Source organism: Actinomadura violacea (assembly GCF_017573465.1).
Classification (GTDB): domain Bacteria; phylum Actinomycetota; class Actinomycetes; order Streptosporangiales; family Streptosporangiaceae; genus Spirillospora; species Spirillospora violacea.
Genome location: NZ_JAGEPF010000017.1, coordinates 144,374 through 169,589, shown reverse-complemented (window position 1 = coordinate 169,589; position 25,216 = coordinate 144,374). Strand labels below are relative to the sequence as shown.

Here is a 25,216-nt window from a genome sequence, read left to right as displayed (position 1 = left end):
AATGACGGATGTGGACGCGACGGACTTCGCCGTCGTGGTGTACCGCGAGGACGACCGCTGGGAGGCCGAGATCCTCCCGGTGGCGCTGACCGAGGATCTCGCCGGGCTGATCCATGCCCTGCGGCAGCAGCCGAGCCTGGGCGGGACGGTCGGGCTCGTGTCGGTGGGCGACGACTTCTTCGTGGCGATCCGGCTGCTCGGCGACGAGGTGATGGTGTTCCTGTCGGACGTCACCGCCTCGGTGGACTGGCCGCTCGCCGGGCAGGTGCTGGAGTACCTGGACATCCCGATCCCCGACGACGAGGAACTCGACCAGGTGCTCCCCGTCGGCGACATGTCGATCTTCGCCGACCTCGGGCTGGACGAGATGGAGCTCGGCGCGATCTCCGGCGACCTGGAGCTCTACCCGGACGAGATGCTGCTCAGCATCGCGGGCCGCGTCGGCTTCGCCCCCGCCTTCGAACGCGCCCTGGACTCTTGACTTTCCCAGGGGGGCGACCCCCTGGAACCCCCGTTGCGACGGACGGATCGTTTCGCGCTCCGCTAGCGCTCCGCGCGAAACGGCCCGTCCGTCGTCGGGCAGGCCCGCTGCGCTCGCTAGCGCTCGCTCCGCGTGCCTGCCCGTGGGCGGTGGCTGGGGTTCGAGCATGGCGGCGTCGGGGGCCTGGGGTTATCTGAAGCCGTGAGTTAGGGCGTAGGCGTTGAGTTGGGCCCAGTCGTCGCCGGCGTGGGTGTGCTGCGGGTCGATGCAGCCGAGGGTGAGCGGGCGCGGGACGTCGTAGTGCGGCGCCTTCAGCTTCGGTGCGCTGTCGAAGTCGAGGACCTCGGCGATGTTGCGGGCCCCCGCGTCCCGCACCGACAGCGGTTCGAGGCCCCAGCGCCACTCGATCGCCTTGAGCACGGACGTGTGGTCGTACACCTCGTGGGCGACGGCGCCGCGCCGGGCGCGCGGTGAGATCAGCAGGCAGGGGACGCGGAAGCCGCGCAGGCCGGTGCCGAGGTCGGGGCGCGGGTCGGGGCCGGCGGGCGGCGCGACGTGGTCGAAGAACCCGCCCCACTCGTCGTAGTTGATCACCAGCAGGGTGCGGGCCCAGTTCGGCGAGTCGATGATCGCCGTGTAGACCTTGTTCAGGAAGCTCTGGCCGAACCGGATGTCGGCGAGCGGGTGCTCGTCCTCGGACAGGCCGGGCAGCGCCTCGCCGACGAAGCCGGGCTCGACGAAGCTGACGGCCGGCAGGTTGCCCTTCCTGGCGTCGTCGTAGAAGTAGTTGATGTGGCGGCTGATGTCGAGCTGCTTGAGGCCCCACAGCGCGGTGAACGGCACGTCGCTGAAGTAGTAGTGCGCGGGGATCTTCTTCTCCTTCAACCGGTCCCAGATCGTGGTGAGCTCGGAGAAGGTGAAGGTGTTGGAGATCCGGTCGGTCTGCCCGGCGTGCTGGAAGATCCGGTTCGGGAACGTCGATGACATGACGGCGGCGAAGTAGCGGTCGCAGAGCGTCCAGTCGAGGGCGGCGCGGCCGTGGAAGCCGAGGTCGGGCCCCTTGAAGTAGCCGATGGAGAAGACGTCGTTGTCGCCCGCGCGCAGCCATCCGTCGCAGGCGCCGCCGTTGTACTCGGTGCGTCCGCCCTCGTAGGAGTGGTCGGGGTCGTTGAAGCCGCAGCCGTAGGGCACCGTGAGGTGGTGGGTGTCGTGCGCGGCGCCCTGCGCGTCGGTGAAGGTGAGGCCGGCCTGCTTGCCGTCGGCGCCGGGCACCCAGCCCATGTAGTGGTCGAACGACCGGTTCTCCATCATCACGACGACGATGTGGTCGATGCCGGAGTCGCCGGGTTCGGGGAGGGCCGAGACGGGGGCGCGGACGGTCGCCGCCGCGTCCGCCGCCGTCCCGCCGGCACCGCTGGCCGCGATGAGCGCGGCGGCGCCCGCCGTCCCCGCGAGGAACCCGCGCCGCGTCAGTTCGTCCTTGCCCATGGTTCTCCTCCCGCCGCGTGGCCGGTGAGAAGTATCACGATCATCGGGTCACCAGGGGAAGAACCGCACCCGACCACCATGGGACAAAACCCGAAGTATCCTCATGACCGAAAGCGCGCGGAGGGTGTGACCGCGGCAACCCCGTGGGTCACAATGTGCGTGTGCCGTACTTCGCAGCCGTGTTCGCGCAGAGCCCGCAGGGCTGGGTCGGGGCCGAGGCCGTGCTCGCCGAGGCCGAGCACGTCGACGACGTCGCCGACCTGATGCGGGAGGCCGCCGTCGAGTCCTACGGGGACCCGGTCGTCCTGCTCGTCGAGCAGGACGACGACTGGTTCGCGGTCGTCCGGCTGGACGGCGACGGCGAGCCCCGCGCGTACGTGTCGACCGTCCGGGAGGACGGCCTCGCCGCGCTGTTCCACCAGCTCGTCGGGGAGGTCCCCGACGGCGACTCCGGCGGCGACCCCGCTCTGCTGGCCGACCTCGGCGTCGGCCCCGACCAGCTCAGCGACCTCGGCGAGCGCGCGCTGCCCGGCGACGCGCTGCTGACGGTCGCGGAGCGCGCCGGTTTCGGCGAGGAGTTCGACCGCCTCCGTGACTGACCTGGACGAGGAGTTCGGCGCGGCGATGCGGCTGGCGCTGGACGAGGCGCGCGCCGCCGGCCGCGACGGCGAGATCCCCGTCGGCGCCGTGGTCCTGGACGGCTCCGGCGCGGTGATCGGGACCGGCCGCAACGACCGGGAGCGCAGCACCGACCCGACCGGGCACGCCGAGATCGTCGCGATGCGCGCGGCCGCCCGCGCGCGGGGGGAGTGGCGGCTGTCCGGCTGCACGCTGGTCGTGACGCTGGAGCCGTGCACGATGTGCGCCGGGGCGTCCGTCCAGGCGCGGGTGGACCGGGTCGTGTACGGGGCGGTCGACGCGAAGGCGGGCGCGGTCGGGTCGCTGTGGGACGTCGTCCGGGACCGCCGCCTCAACCACCGGCCCGAGGTGCTCGCGGGCGTGCTCGCGGCGGAGTGCGGCGCGCTGCTCTCCGAGTTCTTCGTACGCCGCAGAGTCCGGTAGGCTTCCCCGCGGTGGTGTCGCCTAGTGGACGAGGGCGCACGCCTCGAAAGCGTGTGAAGTGCAAGCTTCCGTGGGTTCGAATCCCACCACCACCGCCAGCCGAACGGCCGTTCACCTGGCCGAACACCTAGAGGGCGGGACCGGCGGTCCCGCCCTCGGTGCTTTCTCGTGCCACGTCAAGGGACCGTCGTCGAACAGGGCGAACGTTGCCTGAGCGGCGTGTCCCGGCCTTGTCAGGAGTCGGCGGGCGGTTCGATCGCCGGCTCCTCGCCGGCGGCCAGCGGGAAGTAGCCCAGGAAGGTGACGCCTTCCTCGGTGGCGTCGAACTTTTCGATCACCGCGCCCCCGGGTTCGTGGAAAACGTCCCCGGGACGAAGCACCGAGGGCTCCTGGCCTGCGATCTGGTAGACGGCCGAGCCGGATTCGATGCTGCCGAACACGGGCCCGTTGTGAATGTGCCGACCGGCGGGATGGCCAGGGGCGATCCGGATGCGGCGGATCTGGATACGGGCCGTCGCCTTGACCGGGTCCACCACTTCATCGAGCAGAATCTCTCGGCTCATCGGCGCCTGAGCGTCACCGGGTCCAAGGGGCGTTTGATGCTCCATGGCCCCATCATGCCCGGAGTGGCCGGCCGGACCGGTCCCGCCTCAGGTCCACGAGGGGCGAACACCGAACGCCACGGTCACCTGTTCGCCGGCCAGTGGCAGACTTCAGCATCGCTTTGTACTGGTCTGCTCGCTGCGGCGGCTGCAACGTCCGTACCCCTGCCAAGTGTCCGTCAACAGGGAACTGTGACCTATGGATAGTGAACTCGACGAACTTTTCAGGCTCATCGACCGCTTGGCCGATGGACGGCGCTGGGACGATCTCCGAGCCCTGTACGACCGGCTCGATGACGCACACGGCCGCACGGACCCGCCCGCGTCTCAAGAGGAGGTCCAAGGAGATTACGACCTGCGCTACACCTTGACCTGGATCGGCCGCCTCATGGCCGAGCGCGGCACTCCGCGGCACGCCGTGCACATCGTGACCCGCGAGTACGAGGAGAGCCGCAGGGAAGCCCGGGATCTTCATGAGGCGCTGGCCATGAGGCGGTGGGACGAACTCGATGAGCACCTGACCCACCGTGGACTGCGTCATCTGGTCGCGCACTCGCAGGTCCTGCGCGGCGCGGACCTGTCCGGCGTGGCCGGCCTCGACACCGCTGTGTTCGCCGGGGTGCCGTTCGCGCTGCAGCCGTGGGAACGTGCATGCTGGCGACCCGACCAGCACATGCGCGACTTCTCATGGCGCGGTTCCGGCGGCGGGACGATGGCGTACTTCCCCGACGATGCCCAGGAGTTGACCGTGCCGATCGTGAGCGCGGGTGACACCCCGCTTCGGGCAGAGCCTGTCGCGGGGATTCTGGACTCCCACTGGATCGAGGGACCGATCACCGTGCACGGCACTGCCTGGGAAGCGGCGGCACGTGTGATGGCCGCCGCTCCCGGATCGCCCGCTGATCAGTACGGCGCCCCGATCGACTTCGTCGACGCGTATCCGGCTCTGCTCGCCGTGGCCGGAGGCAACGCGGCCTACGGACAGTGGTCGGAGGCGCGCGGGCGCATTGCGGTCTGGCGCCTCCTGGCTCGCATCGGCGGCCTCGCCGAACCCGTCGACATCGGAGCCCTGGCGGGCGTGGTCGCCCGCCTGCGCTGCGTGGCCTGGCGCCGACCCGACGACGAGATCTGGTTCATCCATCTGGCCATCGAGGACCCGCTTAGCGGACTGACCTGGGTGCTCGACGGCCAGGACTTCGATTAGTTCAGGCGTTCCGTACCAGGTCTCAGCGGTGCGTGTCGGCCGCAAGTCTCCGAAGACGTGCGGCCGAGACGCCGGCGACGTTCGCCGCATCCCTGGTGGTCTGCTCCACCGGGCTGCACAAGATCCGGCCGGATGCGCTGAGGGCGGGACCCATGGTCCGTCCTCAGCGCTTCTCTCATCCCGGTTCGGCCTGGTCAGAGGGTGCGGTTGATGACGAACATCCCGCCCTTCTGGGAGACGGCGGAGAGCTTGGCGGCGCTGATGGTGTGCCTGCCGCCGGTCGCCTTCCACGGGTCCCAGACGGCGATGGTCTTCTTGGATGCGTTGTAGCCGTACACGACGATCGCGTGCCCGGTGTGGTTGGGGAAGCCCTGCTTGGCGTTCCAGGGCAGATCGTCGGCCCATACGCCGAGGACCGTGGCCCGGTGCAGCACGCCCGCGTCGTACCTGACCTTGGCCAGCAGTTTGGTGCCGGTGCTGATGTCGTCGCCTGTCCGGTAGGCGAGGTGCTTGGGCTTGGCGTAGGCGTTGAGCACCGGGAGCGCCTGCCTGGCCGTGGTGCCGGGGCCCGCGGTCTTCATCTTCTTGGCGAGCGTCGTCTGGCTCACCTTGATGCCGAGGGTCCGCAGGCTGATCGAGCTCGACGTCGGCACGCACCAGTTGTTCCGGCTCTGGTACTGCCCGGTGATCTTCACGGTGTACGACCCGGGCGAGATCGCGGCCTGGTGCAGGGTGGGCCGGCTCGCGGGTGCGGGCGCGGGCTCGTAGGGCATGCCCTGCGGGATGGCGGCGGGCCGGGTGGGCAGGGCCTGGGCGGCTCCGGCGACACCGGCCCGGCCGCCGTCCCGGTCGCCGGCCGTCGAGACGACGATCCCGGTCGCGACGGCGGCGGTGGCGGTGACGGCGGCGATGCCTCCGGCGATCCAGCGGGAAACGGGCACCTGGATACTCCTTGTGGTCGGGGGGCTACCGAGGTGACTCGGCTGCCTCCTGAGACGCACCAAGATCGCCGAGGGTTTCGGAGGATCGTCCGATCTTCGCGGCGGGCGTCAGCCGACGGTGACGAGGGCCACGCCGGCGACGGCGACCGCCATCCCGACGCGCTGCACGGCGCGGAGCCGCTCGCTGTAGGCGACCCTCGCCAGCATCACCGTGATGGCCGGGTAGAGCGAGGTCAGGACGGCGACGAGGCTCAGCAGGCCGTCCTGGACGGCCAGGTAGTACAGGGCGTTGGCGCCGGAGTCGAGGATGCCGGACAGCAGCGCGAGGCCGATCAGCGCCCGGCCGCTCACCCACGGGCCCCGGTCGCCGCCGCGGGTCCGCAGGGCGATCAGCAGCGCTGTGAACACGACGGTCAGCGTGCCGACGCGGGCGCCGGCGATCGGCCAGAGCCCGGCGCCGTCCCCGACCGCCTTCAGCACGATGAAGAAGACGCCGAAGCAGGACCCGGACACCAGCGCCATCAGCGGGCCGCTGTCCAGCGGCCGGCGGAGGAGGGAGGCGGCGCCGGACGGCTCGCCCTCCCCGCCCTTCTCCATGCTGACCAGGCCGATCGCGACCAGGCACAGCAGGACGCCGAGCAGGGCCGTCTCGTCCATCCGCTCGCCGCGCAGGACGCCGGCGCCGACCGGCAGGACCGCGGAGGCCAGCGCGGACACCGGCGCGACGACGTTCATCGGGCCGCGGGCGAGCGCGCGGTAGAAGGTGATGAGGCCGACGCCGCCGGTGAGCCCGCCGAGGAAACCCAGGGCGATCGGGCCGGGCGCGGGGGCGCCGCCGGCCAGCAGCGCGGCTACGACGACGACGAGGAGCCCCATCGGGGCGGACAGCGCCAGGGTCTTCAGCGCGGTGGACCGGCGCGAGACGGCGCCGCCGAGGAAGTCGGCGACGCCGAACGCGACGGCGGTGACGAGGGCGAGGGCGGTGACCATCACGCCCCGCCGACGAGCCGGCTCTCGATCCGGACGTCCGGGGAGATCTCGCGCAGGCGGGCGGCGAGCTCGTCGCCGGCGGCCTGCAGCCGCTCCAGGGGGTAGGGCGCGAGGCGCTCCAGCAGGAAGAGGCCGTTCTCGGTGTCCTCGGTGAGCCGGGTGCGGACGCACTGCCGCCAGTTCCAGCGCCGGCAGGTGACGCCGGCGTCGTCGCGCCAGACGACCTCGCCGGGCTCGGGGTGCTCGACGGCGGGCTCGCCCGCGGCGATCACGTCGAACGGCTCGTCGCCGGAGGCCCTGACCAGGTGCGCGGGGCCCTGGTAGGCGTCGAGGTCCTCGCCGCCGATCGGCAGCGCGTGGGCGACACTGACGGCGTTGTAGGCGTCGACGACCCGGTTGATCGCGGGGAGGGCGTCGGCGCGGCGGAGCAGGGCGTCCACGGAGGGGCGGGTCCGCTTCGGCTTGGCGCCGAACGCCCGGTACGCCTCGCGCCACGCCTCGACGTGCGGGTCGGCGGCGTCGGCCTGCCCGGCGGCCTCGCGCAGCCAGGTCTCGGACGCCGCGTCGCTCGGGCCGTTGGCCAGGCCCTCGGCGGTCATGACGAGCACGGCGAAGTCGGGACGGAGCTCCCGCACGGCCTCGTCCACGGTGATCCGCTCCAGCATCCCCTTGCTCCCCTCGACGGTCATTTCAGTGAACTTCAAAGTTCAGCATACCGACCGAAGGGGCGATCCGGTGAACCCGTTTCCTCCAACACGCGGGCGCCGCCGGATGTTCTCCGGCGGGTTCAGTCCGGGTCGGGGAGCTCGCGGACCAGGTCGAGCAGACGCCGGACGTCCGGGAGGACGCCGATGAGCCCGGCTTCGGCGAGCGCTTCGGCCGCCCGGTCGAAGAAGGGTTGCCGGGCTTCGGCGATGCGCTCGACGAGGTCCCGCCCGGCCGGGGTGAGGGTGAGGTCGGTCCGGCGCCCGTCGTGCGGCGAGGGGGTGCGGTCGATCCAGCCGGCCGCGGCGAGCCGGTCGGTGAGCCGGCTGGGATGGCCGGGGTCGGCGGCCATCCGGGCGCCGAGGTCGGCGATGGAGACCGGCTGCCCGTCGGCGATGATCAGCAGCGCCTCGGCCTGGACGGCGGTGACGCCGAGCGGGCGTAGCAGGTGATTGAACCGCCGCTCGACCTCCCGCTGCGCGGTCTTGAGGGCCATGAGCAGTTCGAGTACGGGCTCCACGGGAGGAGTCTATTGCTTTATGTGTCATGACATGCATATGCTCGGCGCCGGGCAAATATGTGTCATGACATGGAAATGGGGCCGTGGATGCGCGCGATCAGGTTCTCCCGGACGCCGGCGTTCGCCTTCGAGGCGCTGCGCGGGCTGTGGACCGCGGCCTACGACGGCGGCGAGTTCGGCGAGGTCGCCGCCGTCATGGCGCGCGTCCGCCGCGGCGACTTCGCATCCTGGTACCGCGAATGGTCCGCGATGGCGGACCGGGTCGCGGAACGAGGACGCGCATACGGCGAGCCCGTGTCCCGGGGCACAGCGCTGCTCAGGGCCGCCAACTACCAGCGGCAGGCCGAGTTCTTCCTCGACCCGGCGGACCCGCGGCGCGCCGCGTCCTCCACGGCCGGCCGGGACCTGTTCGACGCCGGGCTGGACGCCCTCGGCACCGACGCCACCCGCACCCGCATCCCCTACGAAGGCGCGGACCTGGAGGCGCTGTTCCTGCGCCCCGCGGACCCGGACGCCCGCACGGTGCTGGTCGTGCAGGGCGGCTTCGACTCCACGCTCGAAGAGCTGTACTTCATGCTCGGCGCGGCGGCCGTCCGGCGAGGGCACTGCGTGCTGATGTTCACCGGCCCGGGCCAGGGGTCGGCGCTGCGCGAGCACGGCATGCCGTTCACGCCCGAGTGGGAGCGTCCCACCCGGGCGGTGCTCGACTGGCTGGACGGCCTCGTCGAGCCCAGCCTCCTCGTCGGCGCCGGCATCAGTTTCGGCGGCCACCTCCTCGCCCGGGCCGCCGCGTTCGAGCCGCGCTACGACGGGATCGTCCTGTACGACTACTTCCCCGGCATGCTCACCGCGTTCCTGCACAACGTGCCCCGGCCGGTGCGCCGCGCATTCGAGCGCATGCCGTGGTGGATGCGGCGCGCCGTCCCCCTGTACGGCGGGTTCGACGCGCAGGCCCGCTGGGGGATCGGCAACGCGCTCTGGACGTTCGGCGCCGAAACGCTGCCCGACCTGGTCGAGGCGATGCGCCCGTTCGACGACCGCGCATGGGCCGGCGGGATCACCGCGGACGCCCTCGTCCTGCTGGCCGAGCGGGAGCACTTCTACGACCCCGCGCTCGGCCGCGGCTTCGCCGACCGGCTCACCGGCGCGCGCTCGGTGCGGGTCCACACCTTCACCGAGGCCGACGGCGGGCACCTGCACTGCCAGAACGGGGCGCTCCAGCAGGCGCACGAGGTGATCTTCGATTGGGTGCACGGTCTGGCCGCCGCCGCGGCGCCTCGGCACAGATGACCACGGCACGGATGACCACGGGCCCGCACCGAGGGTCTTTCCGTGGTGAGCACGGAGGCGTCCCGTACTCCCGGTGGGCGAGGCTATGACCACGGCGATCGGCCGGGGAGAACACCGGCGATCGGGAGAACGGGCTAAAGGAGCGACCATGGCTGCCACCAAGGACAGCGGTTACGAGGGTTTCACGGCCGAGGAGCGGGCCGCGATGAAGGACCACGCCAAGGAGCAGAAGAAGGCGGCGAAGCGCGTCTCGGCGGCGGAGAAGGCGGCCGAGGCGGAGCGCGACGTCCTTGAGAAGATCGCCGCGATGCAGGACTCGGACCGGGTGATGGCCGAGCGGATCCACGCCGTCGTGACGGCCACCGCTCCGGAGCTCGCGCCGAAGACCTGGTACGGGATGCCCGCCTACGCGCTGGACGGCAAGATCGTCTGCTTCTTCCAGAGCGCCGAGAAGTTCAAGGCGCGCTACGCGACGCTCGGCTTCAGCGACCTGGCGAAGCTGGACGACGGCCCGATGTGGGCGGCCGGTTTCGCGCTGACCGAGGTGACCGAGGAGGTCGAGGCCCGGGTCGCCGAGCTGGTGAAGCGGGCGGTCTCCTGAGCCGCTACCGGACGGCCATGGGCGCGAGGCCGAGGCCGTCGAGGGCCGCCTGCCCGGCGCCGGCGTGCTCGCCGCCCGCGAGCACCAGCGTGCGGGCCGCCTGGTAGCGGCAGCCCGCCGCCTCGAACGCCGCGGCGGCCGCGAGCTGCCCGGGCACGTCGCCAACGAGCAGCGCCTCCGCCCGGTCCACCTGGGCGGAGGCGACCGGGTTGCCGGCGACCAGGGCACGGGCGGCGGCGATCCGGTCGCGGGCGTCCGGGCGCCCGGCGAGGACCGCCGTCTCCGCCCGCAGCGCCGCGTACCAGTGCAGCCACACCCAGCAGACCCACTTCCACACCTCGTCCGGCTCCGGCGCGACGCGGTCGAGCGCCGCACCGGCGTCGCCGTGGTGCAGCAGGACCATGGCGTCGAAGACCGCGCCGTATCCGAGGCGGTGGTCCGCCTCGGGGCCGGCCTCGGCGACGATCGCGAGCCACTCCTCGCGGGCGGCGCCGTCGCCGCGCAGGCCGTGCACCATAGCGACGGACGCGGCGGCGGGGCCGAGCGAGCGCGTCCGCAGCCGCCCGCTCTGCTCCCACGCGTCGTGGAACCGCAGGCTGCTCGCGAGCACCTCGCCGGCGTTCCCGGCGAACGCGTCCGCGACCAGCAGCCAGGACGTCGCGTGGTGGCCCGCCTCGGCGAGCAGCGGATGCCCGGCGAGGCGCCCGCCGAACCGGCGCGCGTCCGGCAGCCCGCCCACGCCGATCGCGGTCCCGGCGGCCATCGCGAGCGCGTCCATCAGCTCGTGCGTCTCCGCCGGGCCGGACGGCTCGGACGGCAGCAGATCGATCCGGCGCCGGGCCGCCGCGGCGGCGCCATGGGAGTCGCCGGCCCAGCTCAGGGCGCCGGAGAGCGCGTCGAGGGCGGCGGACTCCGCCACCGCGTCGCCCGCGCGCCGCGCCAGCTCCACCGCCCGTTCGGCCTCCCCGACCGTCTCCTGCGCGGGATTGTCCGGATCGCCCTGGACGGAGCCGAACGCGTCCGCAAGCACCGCCGCCTCGGCCAGCGCCACGGCCGCCCCGGCGACCGGATCGTCGCCGGACAGCGCGCGCGCCTCCGCGAGCATGGCGGCCACCTCGTCCACGGGCGGGATGCGCTCGAACGAGCTGGAGAACCGGTACGCGACGGTCGCGGCCATCGCCAGGTCGCGGGCGGCGCCGGTCGCGTCGCCGGACCGGCGGGCGGCGTCCGCGGCGGCCTGGTGCAGGCGGAACATGTCGCCGTCCACGCTGCGGCACCCGGCGACCGCGGCGGCCTGCCGCAGCGCGACGGCGGCCTCGGCATCGCCCGCGAGCCCGGCGGCCTGCTCGAACCGCTGCTGCGCCTCACCGAGCAGGGTCCGCGCGAAGGCCAGCTCCGCCATCGACGAGGCGAGCCGGCACGCGTCCGCGCGGTGCTCCGGCCGGCCTGCGGCCCAGGTGAGGGCCGCGCGCATGTCCTCGGCGACGGCGTCGAACCGGACCCGCCAGTCCGCGCCGCGCTTACCGGACAGGGCGTCCGCGGCGTTCAGGCACCACGCCAGATGGCGCGACCGGACGTCCTCCGCCTCGGCGGCGCCGTCCAGCCGCTCCGCGCCGTACTGGCGGATCGTCTCCAGCGCCTGGTAGCGGGTGCCGGTCTCCGACGGCGCCACCGCCAGCAGGCTCTGCTCGGCGAGCCGGCCCAGGCCGTCGACGACCGCCGCCGGATCCAGCGGCGCGAACCCGGCCACGTCCGCGGCGGCCTCCGCGGTGAACGGCGCGACGAACACCGACACCCGGCGCAGCAGCGCCCGGTCCTGCGGCTCCAGCAGGTCGTGGCTCCAGTCCAGCACCGCCCGCACCGACCGGTGCCGGTCGTCCGCGCGAGGCCCGCCGGTGAGGATCCGCAGCTGGTCCGACAGGCCCGCGGCCAGGCCGTCCAGCCCGAGCGTCGCCCACCGCGCCGCCGCCAGCTCGATCGCCAGCGCCATCCCGCCGAGCCGCTCGCAGACCGCCACGACCCCCTCGCTCACCCCCGGGCCCGGCGGCCACCCGACCGCCGCCGCGCGGTCCATGAACAGCGCGACCGCGTCCGACTCGTCGCCGCCCTCCCGCGACAGCGGCGGCACCGGCACGACCCGCTCGAACGGCACCATCAGCCGGGCCCGGCTCGTCACCAGCACCCGCAGCCGCGGGCACGCCGCCAGCAGCCGCTCCAGGAACGGCGCCACCCCGTCGCGGACGTGCTCGCAGTTGTCCAGCACCAGCAGCGCGCGGCGGTCCGCCAGCGCGGCCGGCACCGCGTCGTCGATGCCGCGCCCGGGCTGCTCGCCCACGCCCACGGCCGCCGCGACCGCCGCCCCGACCCGTCCCGGCTCGGTGACCGGCACCAGGTCGACGAACCACACGCCGTCGGGGAAGTCGCCCGCCACGTCCGCCGCCACCGCCAGCGCCAGCCGCGTCTTGCCGACCCCGCCCGGGCCGACCACCGTCACCAGCCGCTGCGCCCGCACCGCCCCGGCCAGCTCCGCGCGCTCCCGCACCCGCCCGATGAACGCCGTCAGCGGCGCGGGCAGCGCCGCCTGCGGCTCCTCGGCGCGGACGACCTCGGCGGCATGCCGGGCGAGCGCCCGCCGGTCCGGCACCTGCAGCTTGCGCAGCAGCGACGAGACGTGCGACTCGACCGTGCGCACGGAGATGACCAGCCGCGCGGCGATCTCCGCGTTGCTGAGGTGCTCGCCGAGGAGCGCGAGGACTTCGGCCTCCCGGGCCGAGACCGCCGGACTGATCACCGGTTCATTATCCGTGGTGGATTCCGTGACCGGCACGGAGGCGGCCCGCACCCCCGCGGCGACAGGCTGTGAGCACGGCGACCGGCCCGTGACCCACGACCATCGGAGCAGCGATGACCAGCCCTTCCGCGCAGGAGACCCGGCCCCTTCCCGAGCCCCGCCCCCGCGCCCGGCGCCGCCGGGACACCGAGCACCGCCTCGCCCGCGACGTGGACGTCTGGGTGGCCACCGCCTCGCCCGACGGCGTCCCGTACCTCGTGCCGCTGTCCTTCGACTGGGACGGGGAGGCGCTGCTCGTGGCCACCCCGGCGGGCAGCCCGACCGGCCGGAACCTCGCCGCCGCCCGCACCGTCCGGCTCGGCCTCGGCCCCACCCGCGACGTCACCATGATCGACGGCGATGTCGAGCCCATCGACCTGGACGCGCTGCCCAGCGACCGCGCCGACCTGTTCGCCGAGCGCACCGGCTTCGACCCGCGCACGTCGCCGGGGGCGTACCGCTGGTTCCGCGTCACCCCGCGCCGCGTCCAGGCCTGGCGCGAGGTGAACGAGCTGCCCGGCCGGGACCTGATGCGCGACGGCCACTGGCTCCCCTGACGGCGCGACGCCGGCGCGATCCGGAGGCCCGCCGGAACTCCGGGCACCGATGATGGTGGGATCGTGGGGGACGTCGGATCACGGGTCGTGCGCGGCCGTGCGGGCGGGAGGCCGGGGTTGAGCGGGCAGGAGACCGGGTCGGGCGGGCAGGAGGCGATCGGCGAGGCCGTCGCCCGGACCGTCCGGGCCCTGCGGGCGGGGCACGGCTGGAGCCTGGACGAGCTGGCCGGGCGCTCCGGCGTCAGCAAGGGCGTGCTGGTCGGCCTGGAGCAGGGGCGCGGCAACCCCAACCTCGGCACGCTCATCCGCATCTCCGACGCGCTCGGCGTCCCGCTGACCCGCCTCGTGCAGGTGGAGGAGGAGCCGCCGGTGCGGGTGTTCCGCCCGGAGCGGCACGTGGTGCTGTGGGAGGGCGCGAACGGCGGGACGGGCACGCTGCTCGCCGGCAGCGACCCGCGGCCGTCGCTGGAGCTGTGGCGGTGGGAGCTGCGGCCCGGGGAGGTCCGGGAGAGCGACGCGCACGTCCCCGGCACCAAGGAGATCGTCTACGTGGAGGCGGGCACGCTGACGCTGTGGGTCGACGGCCGCACCGACCTCCTCGACGCGGGCACCGCGGCGGTGTTCGTCGGCGACCGCCCGCACTCCTACGGCAACGCCGCCGCCGACGACCTGCGCTTCGTCCTCGCCGTCCTCGACCTCTGACCGCCCGCCCCGGCGCGTGGGGCGAGGGTCAGCGGTCCAGTGAGGACCAGAAGGCGTAGTCGTGGTCACGGGCGAAGGCGGCGGGCTTGATGCCGTGCTCGCCGGGGGCCAAGGACTGGACGTAGGGGCGGGTGGGGGCGGAGCGCTTCCAGGCCGGGGCGGCTGAGCCGTTGGGGTCGCCGGTGCGGGCGAAGCGGGTCCAGTAGCCGATCATCTGGTCGGACAGGGGCGGCTGGGCACCGGTGAGGGGCTCGGTGCCGGTGGTCTCGAACAGGTAGGGCAGCTCGGCACTGTGGTAGGCGCCCATCGCGTAGGGCTTGGCGACACCGGCGAACCAGGGGGCGCCGGCGTCGGCGAACTCGTAGGCGTAGGTCGGCACCCGCCGGGACAGGGCCTTGTACGTCTCTAGGGCGGGCTTGGCGTACTCGGCGTCGGTCAGCGCGGTGGCGAGCGCCTGGCCGGCGGAGGCAAAACGGTTCAGCGGGTAGCGCGCCAGGACCTTGGCGGCGTGGTCGCCGAACGCGGCGCGGACCTCGTCGTCGTAGGCGCCGGCCGGGATGGGGCCGCCGTACTTGGCCATCTCCAGGCCCCACACGTGCATGCGTTCCTCGTCGTGGTTGGTCCCGGCGAGCACCGGCACGCGGTGGAAGCGGCCGGCGGCGATGGCGCGGGCCGGGTCCTCGGGCAGGACCGGGCCGCCGACGACCGGCCCGAACCCCGGCTGGGCGGGGTCGGCGGCGGCCTTCAGCAGGTCCTTGACGGGAACCCGGCGCAGCCGGTCGGCGGTGGGCTCGGCGCCGAGGTCCAGCCGCCCGACCAGCGCTTCGCCGTCGCGTTCGGCCTGCGCGCGGGGACGGGGGTTGTTGGCCAGGGCCATCGACGGCGCCTGCGGCGCGGTGCACGGCGCGCTCTGGGTGATGGCGCGGTCGAACAGCCCGGCCGATCCGGGCGCGGTCAGTTGCGCGCAGGTGCTGATGGCGCCGGACGACTCGCCGGCCAGGGTGACGTTGCCGGAGTCGCCGCCGAACGCGGCCGCGTTGCGGCGCACCCAGCGCAGGGCGGCCTGCTGGTCTTCGAGCCCGAAGTCGCCCGAGGCGTTCTTTCCCCGGTCGAGGGACGGGTGGGCGAGGAAGCCGAAGACGCCGAGCCGGTAGTTGATGGTCACCACGACGGCCTGGCCTTGGACGGCCAGCCGCCGCGCGCCGTACAGGCTGCCGCCGCCGTCCTTGAAGCTGCCCCCGTGCATCCACACCAGCACCGGCAGCCGCCTGCCGGACGCGACCGCGGCCGGGGTGGTGACGTTGAGGTAGAGGCAGTCCTCGGCCTCGCTGCCCTGGCCCAGGTGGTCCCCGCTCTGCGCGCACAGCGCGCCGGGCTTGGTCGCGTCCCGCACCCCGCTCCAGGCGGTGGCCGGGCGGGGTGAACTCCACCGCAACCGCCCTACCGGCGGAGCCGCGTACGGGATGCCTTGGAAAGTCCGGTGATCGCCTACGACGGCCCCACGTACCAGGCCCTTGTCGGTGCGGACGGTCGCGCTCGCCGCGGTCATGGCTCCCGCTGCGGCCGCCGGCGGACCCGCCAGCGCCGCCGTCACCCCGGCCGCGCCCACGGCCGCCGCCAGTCCCGTGCCCAGTGCCTTGCGCATGTTCGCCTGCCCCACATCCCGTTGATCAAGGTCGATGGCGAGGACACTAACCGCGATTTGGGCAAACGTGCAAGACGCATGCCCAAGTCGTTTGCCTAAGGCGGATGCCCAAGTCCGGTGCTAGCATGTCCGGCCATGGGAAACCGCGAAGACCTCCTCGCCGGAGCCAAGCGCTGCCTGTACGAGAAGGGGTACGCGCGCACGACCATCCGCGACATCACCGCCGCCGCCGGCGGCGTCAGCATGGCGGCCATCGGCTACCACTTCGGTTCCAAGGAGGCGCTGCTCAACGAGGCGCTCGCCCAGGCGTCCGGGGAGTGGGGACGGCAACTCGGTGAGGCCCTGGCCGCCGCGCCCCTCGGCCCGGGCGCCACCGCGGCCGAACGCTTCGAGGTCGCCTGGAACCACATCACCGGGTCGTTCGCCGAGCACCAGCGGCTGTGGACCGCCACCTTCGACGTCATCGGCCAGTTGCCGCACGTCCCCTCGCTGCGCGAGCAGCTCGCCGCCGGCCTGAGCGAGGCACGCCTCGGGCTGGCCCAGGTGCTCGGCGGTCTGGACCCCGACGCCGACCCGGACACCGCCTGGGCGGTCGGCGGCTTCTACCAGGCCCTGCTCACCGGGGTCATGGCCCAGTACCTCATCGACCCCGACCGCGCCCCCACCGGCCGCGACCTGGCCCGCGCACTTCAGCGCATCGCCACCGACGGCGGGACGTGAGGGTCAGCTGGTCAGGCGGACGGGCATGGCCAGGTAGCGGAAGCCGGTGTCGGACGGGGCGTCCGGACCCGGGTCCTCGCCGTCCTTGCGGTCGGGGATGCCGGTGAGCAGGGCGGCCTTGGTGGGGCCGGTGCATTCGAGGCGGGCGTACTCGGTGTCGATGCCGGCGAGGCCGTCCAGCAGGTACTGGGGTGCGAACGCGATGTCGATGTCGTCGCCGGACAGCTCGACGCCGAGGCTCTCGTTGGCGCGGGCGGAGTCGCCGGACGCGGCGCGGATGCGGACCTCGCCGGCGGTGAACGCGAGCCGGATCGGGGTGCCGCGCTCGGTGACCAGCGCGGCCCGCTTGATCGCCTCGACGAACGGGGCGGTGCGGATCTCGGCGACCGACGTCCAGTCGCCGGTGAGCCGGGACCGGTAGTTGATGTACTGGTCGTCGAGGAGGCGGCTGGTCATGCTGCGGCCGCCGCCCGAGACGCCGATGAGGGTGTCGGCGGCGCCGGTGAGGTCGAGGGCGACCTCGGCGCCGGGCCGGATCGCCTTGGCGGTGTCGGCGAGGGTGCGGGCGGGCACGACGACGCCGGCGGTGAAGCCGGGCTCGGTGGGCGACCAGGTCAGCTCGCGGGCGGCGATGCGGTACCGGTCGGTGCAGGCGAGCCACATGGTGTCGCCGTCGATGTCGATGCGGACGCCGGTGAGCATGGGCAGGGTGTCGTCGCGGCCGGCGGCGGGGACGACCTGCGCGACGGCGGCGGCGAACAGCTCACCCGGGACGGTGCCGGCGCGGGCGGGCGCCTCGGGGAGCGTCGGGTAGTCCTCGACGGGCAGGGTGAGCAGGCCGAACTCGGCGGGCCCGCAGCGGACGACGACCTCGGCGCCCTTGGTGGCGAACTCGACGGGCTGCGCGGGCAGGTTCCGGACGATCTCGGCGAGCAGCCGGCCGGGGACGAGGGCGCGGCCGGGCTCGGCGACGTCGGCGTCGATCCGCGCGCGGGCGGACACCTCGTAGTCGAAGCCGGCGAGGGCGAGCCCGCCGTCGGCGGTGGCCTCGACGAGCATCCCGGCGAGGACGGGCAGCGCGGGGCGCGCGGGCAGCGTCCGCGCCGCCCACGCCACGGCCTCGGCGAGGGTCTGACGGTCGACTCGGAACTCCACCTCGGTCTGCCTTTCGACGTTCGGCTTGCTCTTCGTGCACGGTAACTCGCGGCTCTGACAGAACGGTGATCCCCCCGTACGGGGGAGTTCCCCACGACCCGGCGGGGGAAGCCCGGGCGGCCGGGCGCGTGGCTCTTCGCGGGCTGGGTCCTGTTCTTCCTGGCGGGGCTGGGGTTCCGGCCGGGGCCGGTTACTTAGAAGAGCGCCGCTTCGACGCTGTGGGTCTTGCGTTCGAAGTCGAGGAGGTAGCGCTTGCGGTCGAGGCCGCCGCCGTAGCCGGTGAGGCTTCCGGTGGAGCCGACGACGCGGTGGCACGGGACGATGACGCCGACCGGGTTCTTGCCGTTGGCGAGGCCGACGGCCCGGGACGCGCTGGGCTTGCCGAGTTCGACCGCGAGTTCGCCGTAGGTGGTGGTCTCGCCATAGGGGATCTCTTGGAGCGCGGCCCAGACCCGTCCTTGGAACGGGGTGCCGCGCAGGTTGAGCGGCAGGTCGAACTCGGTGAGTTCCCCGGCGAAGTAGGCGGTGAGCTGCTCGGTGGTGACGGCGAAGGGTTCGGCTGTGGGGTCTCCGGGGGTGCCGAAGGACTCCTGTGGCGGACGGTGCCGCTGGTTCACCATGTAGAGGCCGCATAGGGCGCCGTCTAGAGCCACCAAGGTGAGCGGCCCTACGGGACTGTCCACTACGACGTGTGTCGGTTCCATGGATATGTCTCCTGGTCAGTTGGCGGGGAGAAGGTTGATGGGGTGGTCGCTGGTGGCCCACAGGTATTGCACGGCGTAGGCGCGCCATGGGCGCCACTGTGCGGCGTGCTTGGTGAGGGCGGCCGGCGTGGCGGGGAGGCCCAGCGCCTTGGCGGCGACCTTGATGCCGAGGTCGCCCGGTATGAACGCGTCGGGGTCGCCCAGGGCGCGCATGGCGATGGTCTCGACGGTCCACGGGCCGAAGCCGGGGAGGTCGTAGAGGCGCGTCCGGGCCTCGTCCCAGTCGCTCCCTACGCCGAGGTCGATCTCGTCGTTGGCGAGGGCGTCGACGAGGGTGGTGAGGGTGGTGCGGCGGGTCTTGGGGAAGGCGAGCGCCTCGGGGTCCAGTTCCGCGAGCGCGGCGGGGGTCGGGAAGAGGTGGGTGAGGCCGCCTCCCGGGTCGGTGATGGGGTCGCCATAGGCGGTGACGAGGCGTGCCGCGTGTGTGCGCGCGGCGGCCACCGACACCTGCTGTCCGAGGACGGCCCGCACCGCGAACTCCGGCGCGTCCATGGTGCGCGGGACACGGCGCCCGGGTGATTTGTCGACAAGCGGTGCCATGACGGGGTCGGCCCTCAGCAGGTCGTCCACGGCCACGGGATCGGCGTCGAGATCGAGCATCCAGCGGCACCGGCTGATCGCGATGGTGAGGTCGCGCAGGTCGCTCAACGTCAGCGTGCAGGCGACATGGTCAGGGCGCGGGCTCAGGGCGGCGATCCCGTGCCCGTGGGGGAGGCGCATGGTGCGGCGGAACGTGCCGTCCCGCCACTCCTCGACGCCCGGGACGGCCGTCGCGGTGAGATGGCCGAACAGGTTGTCGGGGCACAGCGGCGCGCGGAACGGGAGCCGCAGCGACAGCGTCCCCGAGCCGGCGGGCGGGTGGCCCTTGGCGACGCGGTCCCGCAGCTCGGTCGGCGTCAGGGCGAACACCTCCCGGACGGTGTCGTTGAACGCGCGGATACTGGCGAATCCCGCCGCGAACGCGACGTCGCCCATGGGCAGCGGCGTCGTTTCGATGAGCAGCCGCGCGGTCTGGGCCCGTTGCGCGCGCGCGAGCGCGAGCGGGCCCGCACCGAGTTCGGCGTTGAGCTGCCGCTCGATCTGGCGGGTGCTGTAGCCGAGGCGTCCGGCGAGGCCGGGGACGCCCTCGCGGTCGACGACGCCGTCGGAGATCAGCCGCATCGCGCGGGCGACGACGTCGGCGCGGTGGTTCCATTCAGGGGAGCCGGGGCTGGTGTCGGGCCGGCAGCGCTTGCAGGCGCGGAACCCGGCCTGCTGCGCGGCGGCGGCGCTGGGGTAGAACCGCATGTTCTCGGGCTTCGGCGGCACGACCGGGCAGCTCGGCCGGCAGTAGATCCCGGTGGTCACGACCCCGGTGAAGAACCATCCGTCGAAGCGGGCGTCCTTCGACCGGACGGCCCGCACGCACCTTTCCACGTCCTCGTGCATGCTTCCAGCATCACCGATGGTCAGGCATGTTCACTGGCGGAAAACCGACATCATCGTCGCGGGGCGGGACGGCCCGCGAAGGCGTAGAGGACGACCCCGAGCGCGATCGCGGCGATGCCCGCCCATGCTACGGCGCCGGGCGGGTCCGTGGCGGTGAACAGCGGTTCCAGGAGCGCGACGAACACGACCTCGGCGGCCTGCGTGGCCTCCACGGCGGCGAGCCGCAGCGGGTGCCGCCGGACGCGGTGCGTCGCGGCGAAGAACAGCGACGTCGCGATCACGCCGGAGCTGACCGCGACGACGAGGCTCGCGACGAGCTGCCCCGACGTCGGCGCGCCCGCCCGGACCCCGCCGGCGGCCGCGACGACGATCCAGAACGGCAGGCTGCCGATCGACATCGCCAGCAGCCGCTGGAAGGTGTCGAGGCCGGTCCCGGCGAGCTCCATCGTGCGGCGGTTCCCGACCGGGTAGGCGACGGCCGCGACCAGCACGACCGCGACGCCGCCCGCCATGCCCGCCGACGTCCCGCCGTGCCCGCCGAACTGGCTGAGGAACACCCCGGCGAGGATCAGCAGCGACAGCGCGGCGGCGCGGCCGGGGATCCGGCCGCGCTCGTCGTCGTAGAGCAGCGGCGCGAGGAGCATGCCGCAGACGATCGTGACCTGCCAGGTCGCGGCGACCGTCCAGCCGGGGGCGAGGTCGGCGGCCAGGCACAGCGGCGCGTAGAAGAACCCGAATCCGACGGTGCTCCACAGCGTCCAGGGGAGCGGGTCGGCGCGCAGCGCCCGCAGGACGGGCCGGACGCCGCCGCGCGCCCCCACGATCGCCAGGAAGATCGGCAGCGAGAAGAAGAACCGCAGCGCGCCGGTCCACTCCCAGGCGCCGCCGCCGACGGCCATCATCCGGTTCGCGATGAACGAGGCGGAGAAGAACAGCGCGCCGAGCACGGCCAGGCCGATGGAGGCGGTGGCGCCCGTGCGTCCGCCTCCATCGGCCTGGGCGTGCAGGGCGGGGGCCTCGGCGGTCACTGCTGGAACGTTCCTTCCCGGTGCGGGTCCGTCCCCCGCAGGGGTGGCCGCCGGGGGAGTTCGCAGCCCGACACTATCCGGCATCAAGCGGGGCGAGTCCGGTCGGACCTCGCATGACGTCCCAGGTAATCGATCTCCGGCCGCCGGGACGGCACCGTAGGGACCACCGGGACGGACGAGCCCGGACGAACCGACAGGAGCACCGAGATGAGCGACGTTCAGCAGCGGGTCGAGCAGTACCTGGCCGCCTGGAACGAGACCGACCCCGCCGCGCGCCGCGCCGCGATCGACGCGCTGTGGACCGAGAACCCCGTCTACGTCGACCCGCTCGGCGTCGCCGAGGGCCGCGACGCGATCGACGCGTTCATCGCCGCGGCCCAGGGCCAGTTCCCCGGCCTGGTGTTCCGCGCGGCGGGCGCGGTCGACGCCCACCACAACGTGGCCCGCTTCACCTGGGAGCTCGGGCCCGAGGGCGGCGAGGCGCTCGCGGTCGGCTTCGACGTGGCGACCTTCGACGACGACGGCCGCTTCGACCGCGTGACCGGCTTCCTCGACAAGGTCCCCGCCTGAAGGAAAGGGGACGGGCCGGGCGCCCCGCGCCCGGCCCGTGGCACCGCTCAGAGCTGCCGGAGGGCTCCCCCGTCCACGGCCCACTCGGCGCCCGTGACCTGCGCGGACAGCGGCGACAGCAGGTAGGCGATGACGCGCGCCACGTCCTGCGGCGTGCCGAGCCGCCCGGTCGGGAGCCGGCGCTCCTCCCGGACGAACCGGTCGACCGCGTCCTCCACCGGCAGCCCGTACTGCGCGGACAGCTGCTCGGCGAACCCGCCCGGCTCGTCCCACAGCCGGGTGCGTGTCGGGCCCGGCGCGACGACGTTGGACCGGACGCTGCAGCGGCCGAACTCCCCCGCCAGCGTCTTCGACACCGACAGCAGCGCCGTCTTGGCCGCCGCGTAGTCCACCAGCGGCGTGTCGGGGAACCGCGCCGCCTCGCTGGACACGTGGACCAGGCTGCCCGCGCCCTGGTCGATCAGCGCGGGGAGCGCGGCGCGCGCCATCCGGACGGCGGCGTGGAGGTTCAGCTCGAACGCGGCGTGCCACTGGTCGTCGGTGACGTCCAGGAAGCCGATCCGCGAGTCGAGGGCTCCGGCGTTGTTGACCAGGCCGTCGAGGCGGCCGTGCCGGTCGAGCGCCGCGTCCACGATCCGCTGCGCGGCGGACGGGTCGGTGAGGTCGGCGGCGATGCCGTCCCCGGCCGGGGTGCGGGCGACGCCGACGACGTGCGCGCCCTCCTCGGTGAGCAGCCGGGCGGTCGCCGCGCCGATCCCGGCGGACGCGCCGGTGACGATGATCACCTTGCCGGCGAGTTCGAGGTCCATCGGATCGATCCCTTCTGCGGGTTCAGGAGCGGCGCAGGAACAGCCCGGCGAGGGCGCCGCCGGCGACTGCGATCAGGGCGTTGACCAGGGTCGCGGCGTGCACGCCGCCGAGGACGGAGGCGTGCGCGGTGGCGATCGCGCTCATCACCGGGATGCCGAGGGTGATCGCGACCTGCTGCGTCATGGTGGCGAGGCCGGTCGCGAGGCCCTGCTCGCCGTCCGGCAGCCCGGACGTCGCGGTGCCCATGAACGCGACGATCGCGACGAGGTTCCCGAACCCGCCGATCGCGGTCGCGGCCAGCAGCAGCGGGAGCGCCGAGCGGTCCGCGCCGAGGCCGAGCAGCGCGGCCGTCGCGGCGGCCTGCAGGACGAGCCCGCCGACGAGCGTCGCGCGGCCGCCGAACCGGCCCATGATCCGGGGTGCGGCGACGCCGCCCGCGAACGTGCCGGCGCCGAGGACGCCGAGCGCGAGGCCGGTGGTCAGCGGCGAGAAGTCGAGGACCTGCTGCAGGTAGAGGGTCATCAGGAACACCAGCGACGTCTCGGTCGCGAACGCCACGAAGCCGCCCGCGTTCCCCCAGCTCACCGAGCGCCGGGTCAGCACGTTCAGCGGCGCGAGCGGAGCCGGGGACCGCCGCTCGACCAGCACGAACGCCACCAGCAGGACGACGGCGGCGGCCAGCGCGACCAGCGCGACCGGGTCGCCCCAGCCGTGCTGCCCGGCCGTCGTGATCCCGTAGACGAGGGCGAGGAGGCCGCCGGTGACGGTGACCGCGCCGGGGACGTCCAGCCGCGCGCCGTCCCGCGCCCGGCTCTCGGCGACCAGCGACGGCGTCACCGCGAGGATCAGCACCGCGACCGGCACGTTGACCAGGAACGCCCAGCGCCAGCTCAGCAGGTCGGTGAGCACGCCGCCGAGCACCGCGCCGACGGTGAACCCGGCGGACATCAGCGCGCCGCTCAGCCCGAGCGCCCGCGTCCGCATCGGCCCCTCGGGGAACGAGGTGGTCAGCAGCGACAGCGCCGCGGGCGTCGCGATCGCGGTCGCGAGCCCTTGCAGGACGCGCCCGGCCAGCAGCATCGCGGGCGAGGCGGCGAGCCCGCCGACCAGCGAGCCGGCGGCCAGCAGCGCCATCCCGGCGAGCAGCATCCGGCGGCGTCCGGCGAGGTCGGCGACGCGTCCGAACAGCAGCGTGAACCCGGCGGCCGGCAGCGCGAACGCCGTCGCGATCCACTGCAGCTGGCCGAGTCCGAAGCCGAGGCCCTTGCCGACCACGGGAAGCGCCACGTTGAGGATGGAGAAGTCGATGGCGAGCATGAACTGCGCGCCGAGAAGCAGGGTCAGGATCAGCTTGTGCCGCGGCGACATCCGCTCGGGGGCGGTCACCGCGGCGCTCGTGAGAACGCTCATGGCAGCGACTCTGGCGCCGCCCCGCGCGCACACCCAGCCCCCGCCGATTCGTACCACCGGCAGTAGCAGGATCAGCGGATAGCCTCACCGGCATGGCGCGCAACACCGAGCTCGGCGAGTTCCTCAAGTCCCGGCGGGCCCGGCTGCGGCCCGAGGACGCCGGCGTCGCCTCCTACGGGACGCGCCGCCGCGTCCCCGGTCTGCGGCGCGAGGAGCTGGCGCAGCTCGCCGGCGTCAGCGTCGCCTACTACATCCGGCTGGAGCAGGGCACCGCGGACGGCGTGTCCGCCGAGATCATCGACGCGATCTCGCGCGCGCTGCGGCTGGACGCCGACGAGCACGCCCACCTGCACCGCCTCGCGCACCCGCCCCGGCGCTCCGGCCCGCACGCGCCGGCCCGGCTGCGTCCGCCGCTCCAGCACCTGCTCGACTCGATCACGCAGGCGCCTGCGTACGTCGTCGGCCACTACACCAACGTCGTCGCGTGGAACCGGCTCACCGCGGCGATCTTCGTGGACCTCGCGAACATCCCGCCGGACGAGCGCACCTGGTCGCACCAGATCCACCTCAACGCCGACTACCGGGCGCGGCTCGGCGACAACTGGCCCACGGTCGCCCGCCGCAACGTCGCCTACCTGCGGTTCCGCTCGGGCCAGGACCCTGACGACCCGCACCTGCGCGCGCTCATCGACGACCTGCGCGCGCGCAGCCCGGAGTTCGTGCGGCTGTGGTCGGCGCACCACGTCACGGACCTGACGCACGGCGAGGCCCGCATCGACCACCCCGACGTCGGACGGCTCGTCCTGCCGTTCGAGACCCTGCACCTGCCCGGCGACCCCGAGCTGAGCCGCCTGATGCTCTACGCCGCCGAGCCCGGCTCGCCCTCGGAGGCCGCCCTCCGCAAGCTCGCCGACACGTCCCGCCACCTCTCCAGCGCCGACCTCGCCGCCGCTACCGAGCGATCCCCGCGAACCGCCGGCTGATCTCGGCCAGCCGCAGCACTCCCGGATCGTCCGGCATCTCCGCCAAGGCCGGGACGACGGCACCGGCGCGCTCCACCAGGACGAGCGCGGTGCCGGTGAAGCCCTCCATGAGCGCCTTCAGGACGTCGTGGTTGGACCGCGCGTACCTGCGGACCAGCGCGTCGACGAACGCGGCGAACGCCGGGACGTCGATCCGGCACTCGTCCGCCACCATCGGGCCCAGCCCCGACGGCCGCTCGACCAGGCGGGCGAGCGCCTCGGCCGTGTCCGTGAAGAGCCGCGCGACGGCGGTCGCGGGATTCCACAGGACGTCCTCACCGGCCTGGAAATACTGGCTCACTGGGCGGCGGCGCGGAAGGCTGCGTCGCGGTCGAGGGTGGCGAGGGCGGTGTTGAGCAGCGCGACGACGGCGAACGCGGCGGCGAGCGCGGGATGTCCGACGCCGTAGAGCGCGAGGGCGCCGGCGCCGAAGACGACCGCCTTCACCAGCAGGACGAGCGGCAGCGCGACCTTGAAGCGGGCGCGGGGCGCGGCGAACATGCCCCACAGCACCATCGCCGCCACCGGAGTGCCGATGCCGAGGACGATGTGGACGATCACGTTCCCGCCCGCGGTGAAGCCCCACCACGCCAGCGCGGCGAGCGCGGCGAGCTCCAGGATGAAGGCCAGGCCCTCGTTCAGGACGTGCAACGGACCTGGTAGACGCATGGGGTGATCTTCGCATCGGGCT

At 73.7% G+C, this 25,216-nt stretch carries 27 protein-coding genes and 1 tRNA gene; 12 read left to right on the top strand and 16 right to left on the bottom strand.

The window, feature by feature from the left end:
- Position 1 precedes the first annotated feature (1 nt).
- The gene (locus J4709_RS27680; RefSeq protein WP_208244726.1) at positions 2–481 is read left to right on the top strand and encodes a tRNA adenosine deaminase-associated protein; all 480 of its coding nucleotides are present in this window, start codon (positions 2–4) and stop codon (positions 479–481) included.
- Between the two features lie 189 nt (positions 482–670).
- On the opposite strand, the gene J4709_RS27675 is transcribed toward J4709_RS27680, so the two are convergent.
- On the bottom strand, positions 671–1,969 hold the full coding sequence (locus tag J4709_RS27675) for an alkaline phosphatase family protein (protein WP_208244725.1): 1,299 nt from the start codon (positions 1,967–1,969) through the stop codon (positions 671–673).
- A 161-nt stretch (positions 1,970–2,130) separates the two neighbouring features.
- Between J4709_RS27675 and J4709_RS27670 the strand changes: the two genes are divergently transcribed.
- The 3 genes from J4709_RS27670 (at position 2,131) to J4709_RS27660 (ending at position 3,129) form a co-directional block, all read left to right on the top strand.
- Positions 2,131–2,568 carry a tRNA adenosine deaminase-associated protein gene (locus J4709_RS27670; RefSeq protein WP_208244724.1) on the top strand — a complete coding sequence of 146 codons (438 nt, stop codon included), beginning with the start codon at positions 2,131–2,133 and terminating at the stop codon, positions 2,566–2,568.
- Positions 2,569–2,593: 25 nt separating this feature from the next.
- Complete coding sequence (gene tadA / locus J4709_RS27665) at positions 2,594–3,031, top strand: tRNA adenosine(34) deaminase TadA (protein ID WP_208244809.1); 438 nt, start codon at positions 2,594–2,596, stop codon at positions 3,029–3,031.
- Positions 3,032–3,041: 10 nt separating this feature from the next.
- Positions 3,042–3,129 (top strand) — tRNA-Ser (locus J4709_RS27660).
- A gap of 135 nt (positions 3,130–3,264) precedes the next feature.
- On the opposite strand, the gene J4709_RS27655 is transcribed toward J4709_RS27660, so the two are convergent.
- On the bottom strand, positions 3,265–3,639 hold the full coding sequence (locus J4709_RS27655) for a cupin domain-containing protein (RefSeq protein ID WP_208244723.1): 375 nt from the start codon (positions 3,637–3,639) through the stop codon (positions 3,265–3,267).
- A gap of 193 nt (positions 3,640–3,832) precedes the next feature.
- Here J4709_RS27655 and J4709_RS27650 point away from each other — a divergent pair, with 193 nt between their 5' ends.
- Positions 3,833–4,837 (top strand): DUF6183 family protein, encoded by a 1,005-nt coding sequence (locus J4709_RS27650; protein WP_208244722.1) that lies wholly within the window; start codon positions 3,833–3,835, stop codon positions 4,835–4,837.
- A 194-nt stretch (positions 4,838–5,031) separates the two neighbouring features.
- Here the strand turns inward: J4709_RS27650 and J4709_RS27645 are convergent, their stop codons facing one another.
- The 4 genes from J4709_RS27645 to J4709_RS27630 all read right to left on the bottom strand — a co-directional run bounded on the left by J4709_RS27645 (position 5,032) and on the right by J4709_RS27630 (position 7,993).
- Entirely contained in the window at positions 5,032–5,778 is a 747-nt protein-coding gene (locus J4709_RS27645; RefSeq protein WP_208244721.1) for a C39 family peptidase, read from the bottom strand.
- Between the two features lie 108 nt (positions 5,779–5,886).
- Positions 5,887–6,768: an EamA family transporter gene (locus J4709_RS27640; RefSeq protein ID WP_208244720.1), complete on the bottom strand. Its 882-nt coding sequence runs from the start codon at positions 6,766–6,768 to the stop codon at positions 5,887–5,889.
- Positions 6,768–7,457, bottom strand: coding sequence for a B3/B4 domain-containing protein (locus J4709_RS27635; protein ID WP_232384133.1), 690 nt, complete (start codon positions 7,455–7,457; stop codon positions 6,768–6,770). The genes J4709_RS27640 and J4709_RS27635 overlap by 1 nt, the downstream gene beginning before the upstream one ends.
- Positions 7,458–7,555: 98 nt before the next feature.
- Positions 7,556–7,993 (bottom strand): MarR family winged helix-turn-helix transcriptional regulator, encoded by a 438-nt coding sequence (locus tag J4709_RS27630; protein ID WP_208244719.1) that lies wholly within the window; start codon positions 7,991–7,993, stop codon positions 7,556–7,558.
- An 87-nt stretch (positions 7,994–8,080) separates the two neighbouring features.
- Here J4709_RS27630 and J4709_RS27625 point away from each other — a divergent pair, with 87 nt between their 5' ends.
- Positions 8,081–9,283, top strand: a complete 1,203-nt coding sequence (locus J4709_RS27625) for an alpha/beta hydrolase family protein (RefSeq protein ID WP_208244718.1) — start codon at positions 8,081–8,083, stop codon at positions 9,281–9,283.
- Between the two features lie 148 nt (positions 9,284–9,431).
- Entirely contained in the window at positions 9,432–9,884 is a 453-nt protein-coding gene (locus J4709_RS27620) for an iron chaperone (RefSeq protein WP_208244717.1), read from the top strand.
- Positions 9,885–9,888: 4 nt separating this feature from the next.
- On the opposite strand, the gene J4709_RS54930 is transcribed toward J4709_RS27620, so the two are convergent.
- Positions 9,889–12,675 (bottom strand): ATP-binding protein, encoded by a 2,787-nt coding sequence (locus tag J4709_RS54930; protein WP_307801601.1) that lies wholly within the window; start codon positions 12,673–12,675, stop codon positions 9,889–9,891.
- A 113-nt stretch (positions 12,676–12,788) separates the two neighbouring features.
- On the opposite strand from J4709_RS54930, the gene J4709_RS27610 reads away from it, so the two are divergent.
- Together J4709_RS27610 and J4709_RS27605 are read left to right on the top strand one after the other, a co-directional pair.
- Positions 12,789–13,271: a pyridoxamine 5'-phosphate oxidase family protein gene (locus J4709_RS27610; protein WP_208244715.1), complete on the top strand. Its 483-nt coding sequence runs from the start codon at positions 12,789–12,791 to the stop codon at positions 13,269–13,271.
- Positions 13,272–13,388: 117 nt separating this feature from the next.
- Positions 13,389–13,973 (top strand): helix-turn-helix domain-containing protein, encoded by a 585-nt coding sequence (locus J4709_RS27605; RefSeq protein ID WP_232384132.1) that lies wholly within the window; start codon positions 13,389–13,391, stop codon positions 13,971–13,973.
- Positions 13,974–14,001: 28 nt separating this feature from the next.
- Here J4709_RS27605 and J4709_RS27600 read toward each other — a convergent pair whose 3' ends face one another.
- Complete coding sequence (locus tag J4709_RS27600; RefSeq protein WP_208244714.1) at positions 14,002–15,618, bottom strand: carboxylesterase/lipase family protein; 1,617 nt, start codon at positions 15,616–15,618, stop codon at positions 14,002–14,004.
- Between the two features lie 135 nt (positions 15,619–15,753).
- Between J4709_RS27600 and J4709_RS27595 the strand changes: the two genes are divergently transcribed.
- Positions 15,754–16,338 (top strand): TetR/AcrR family transcriptional regulator, encoded by a 585-nt coding sequence (locus J4709_RS27595; RefSeq protein WP_208244713.1) that lies wholly within the window; start codon positions 15,754–15,756, stop codon positions 16,336–16,338.
- 3 nt (positions 16,339–16,341) lie between these two features.
- On the opposite strand, the gene dnaN is transcribed toward J4709_RS27595, so the two are convergent.
- The 4 genes from dnaN to J4709_RS27575 all read right to left on the bottom strand — a co-directional run bounded on the left by dnaN (position 16,342) and on the right by J4709_RS27575 (position 20,713).
- A complete protein-coding gene (gene dnaN / locus J4709_RS27590; protein WP_208244712.1) occupies positions 16,342–17,493 on the bottom strand; it encodes a DNA polymerase III subunit beta in 1,152 nt (383 codons plus the stop codon).
- A gap of 194 nt (positions 17,494–17,687) precedes the next feature.
- Positions 17,688–18,197 (bottom strand): methylated-DNA--[protein]-cysteine S-methyltransferase, encoded by a 510-nt coding sequence (locus J4709_RS27585; protein ID WP_208244711.1) that lies wholly within the window; start codon positions 18,195–18,197, stop codon positions 17,688–17,690.
- 15 nt (positions 18,198–18,212) lie between these two features.
- Positions 18,213–19,685: an AlkA N-terminal domain-containing protein gene (locus tag J4709_RS27580; RefSeq protein ID WP_208244710.1), complete on the bottom strand. Its 1,473-nt coding sequence runs from the start codon at positions 19,683–19,685 to the stop codon at positions 18,213–18,215.
- A 50-nt stretch (positions 19,686–19,735) separates the two neighbouring features.
- Entirely contained in the window at positions 19,736–20,713 is a 978-nt protein-coding gene (locus J4709_RS27575; protein WP_208244709.1) for a DMT family transporter, read from the bottom strand.
- Positions 20,714–20,920: 207 nt separating this feature from the next.
- Between J4709_RS27575 and J4709_RS27570 the strand changes: the two genes are divergently transcribed.
- Positions 20,921–21,283, top strand: a complete 363-nt coding sequence (locus J4709_RS27570) for a nuclear transport factor 2 family protein (RefSeq protein WP_173097695.1) — start codon at positions 20,921–20,923, stop codon at positions 21,281–21,283.
- Between the two features lie 47 nt (positions 21,284–21,330).
- Here the strand turns inward: J4709_RS27570 and J4709_RS27565 are convergent, their stop codons facing one another.
- Positions 21,331–22,092, bottom strand: coding sequence for an SDR family NAD(P)-dependent oxidoreductase (locus tag J4709_RS27565; RefSeq protein WP_208244708.1), 762 nt, complete (start codon positions 22,090–22,092; stop codon positions 21,331–21,333).
- 22 nt (positions 22,093–22,114) lie between these two features.
- Entirely contained in the window at positions 22,115–23,503 is a 1,389-nt protein-coding gene (locus tag J4709_RS27560; RefSeq protein WP_208244707.1) for an MFS transporter, read from the bottom strand.
- Positions 23,504–23,595: 92 nt separating this feature from the next.
- Here J4709_RS27560 and J4709_RS27555 point away from each other — a divergent pair, with 92 nt between their 5' ends.
- Positions 23,596–24,486 (top strand): helix-turn-helix domain-containing protein, encoded by an 891-nt coding sequence (locus J4709_RS27555; protein WP_208244706.1) that lies wholly within the window; start codon positions 23,596–23,598, stop codon positions 24,484–24,486.
- Here J4709_RS27555 and J4709_RS27550 read toward each other — a convergent pair.
- Together J4709_RS27550 and J4709_RS27545 are read right to left on the bottom strand one after the other, a co-directional pair.
- Entirely contained in the window at positions 24,455–24,826 is a 372-nt protein-coding gene (locus tag J4709_RS27550) for a DUF6086 family protein (RefSeq protein WP_208244705.1), read from the bottom strand. The genes J4709_RS27555 and J4709_RS27550 overlap by 32 nt on opposite strands.
- Positions 24,823–25,194, bottom strand: a complete 372-nt coding sequence (locus tag J4709_RS27545; protein ID WP_232384131.1) for a YrdB family protein — start codon at positions 25,192–25,194, stop codon at positions 24,823–24,825. Before J4709_RS27545 ends, J4709_RS27550 begins: the two co-directional genes overlap by 4 nt.
- Positions 25,195–25,216 lie beyond the last annotated feature (22 nt).

Coding starts and splice junctions, on each gene's coding strand:
- J4709_RS27585 (WP_208244711.1), bottom strand. CDS start 18,197: ATGGAACCGACACACGTCGTAGTGGACAGTCCCGTAGGGCCGCTCACC.
- J4709_RS27580 (WP_208244710.1), bottom strand. CDS start 19,685: ATGCACGAGGACGTGGAAAGGTGCGTGCGGGCCGTCCGGTCGAAGGAC.
- J4709_RS27555 (WP_208244706.1), top strand. CDS start 23,596: ATGGCGCGCAACACCGAGCTCGGCGAGTTCCTCAAGTCCCGGCGGGCC.
- J4709_RS27620 (WP_208244717.1), top strand. CDS start 9,432: ATGGCTGCCACCAAGGACAGCGGTTACGAGGGTTTCACGGCCGAGGAG.
- J4709_RS27610 (WP_208244715.1), top strand. CDS start 12,789: ATGACCAGCCCTTCCGCGCAGGAGACCCGGCCCCTTCCCGAGCCCCGC.
- J4709_RS27565 (WP_208244708.1), bottom strand. CDS start 22,092: ATGGACCTCGAACTCGCCGGCAAGGTGATCATCGTCACCGGCGCGTCC.
- J4709_RS27640 (WP_208244720.1), bottom strand. CDS start 6,768: ATGGTCACCGCCCTCGCCCTCGTCACCGCCGTCGCGTTCGGCGTCGCC.
- J4709_RS27650 (WP_208244722.1), top strand. CDS start 3,833: ATGGATAGTGAACTCGACGAACTTTTCAGGCTCATCGACCGCTTGGCC.
- J4709_RS27635 (WP_232384133.1), bottom strand. CDS start 7,457: ATGACCGTCGAGGGGAGCAAGGGGATGCTGGAGCGGATCACCGTGGAC.
- J4709_RS27655 (WP_208244723.1), bottom strand. CDS start 3,639: ATGGAGCATCAAACGCCCCTTGGACCCGGTGACGCTCAGGCGCCGATG.
- J4709_RS27545 (WP_232384131.1), bottom strand. CDS start 25,194: ATGCGTCTACCAGGTCCGTTGCACGTCCTGAACGAGGGCCTGGCCTTC.
- J4709_RS27560 (WP_208244707.1), bottom strand. CDS start 23,503: ATGAGCGTTCTCACGAGCGCCGCGGTGACCGCCCCCGAGCGGATGTCG.
- J4709_RS27595 (WP_208244713.1), top strand. CDS start 15,754: ATGGGAAACCGCGAAGACCTCCTCGCCGGAGCCAAGCGCTGCCTGTAC.
- J4709_RS27680 (WP_208244726.1), top strand. CDS start 2: ATGACGGATGTGGACGCGACGGACTTCGCCGTCGTGGTGTACCGCGAG.
- J4709_RS27570 (WP_173097695.1), top strand. CDS start 20,921: ATGAGCGACGTTCAGCAGCGGGTCGAGCAGTACCTGGCCGCCTGGAAC.
- J4709_RS27600 (WP_208244714.1), bottom strand. CDS start 15,618: ATGCGCAAGGCACTGGGCACGGGACTGGCGGCGGCCGTGGGCGCGGCC.
- tadA (WP_208244809.1), top strand. CDS start 2,594: ATGCGGCTGGCGCTGGACGAGGCGCGCGCCGCCGGCCGCGACGGCGAG.
- J4709_RS27625 (WP_208244718.1), top strand. CDS start 8,081: ATGCGCGCGATCAGGTTCTCCCGGACGCCGGCGTTCGCCTTCGAGGCG.
- J4709_RS27675 (WP_208244725.1), bottom strand. CDS start 1,969: ATGGGCAAGGACGAACTGACGCGGCGCGGGTTCCTCGCGGGGACGGCG.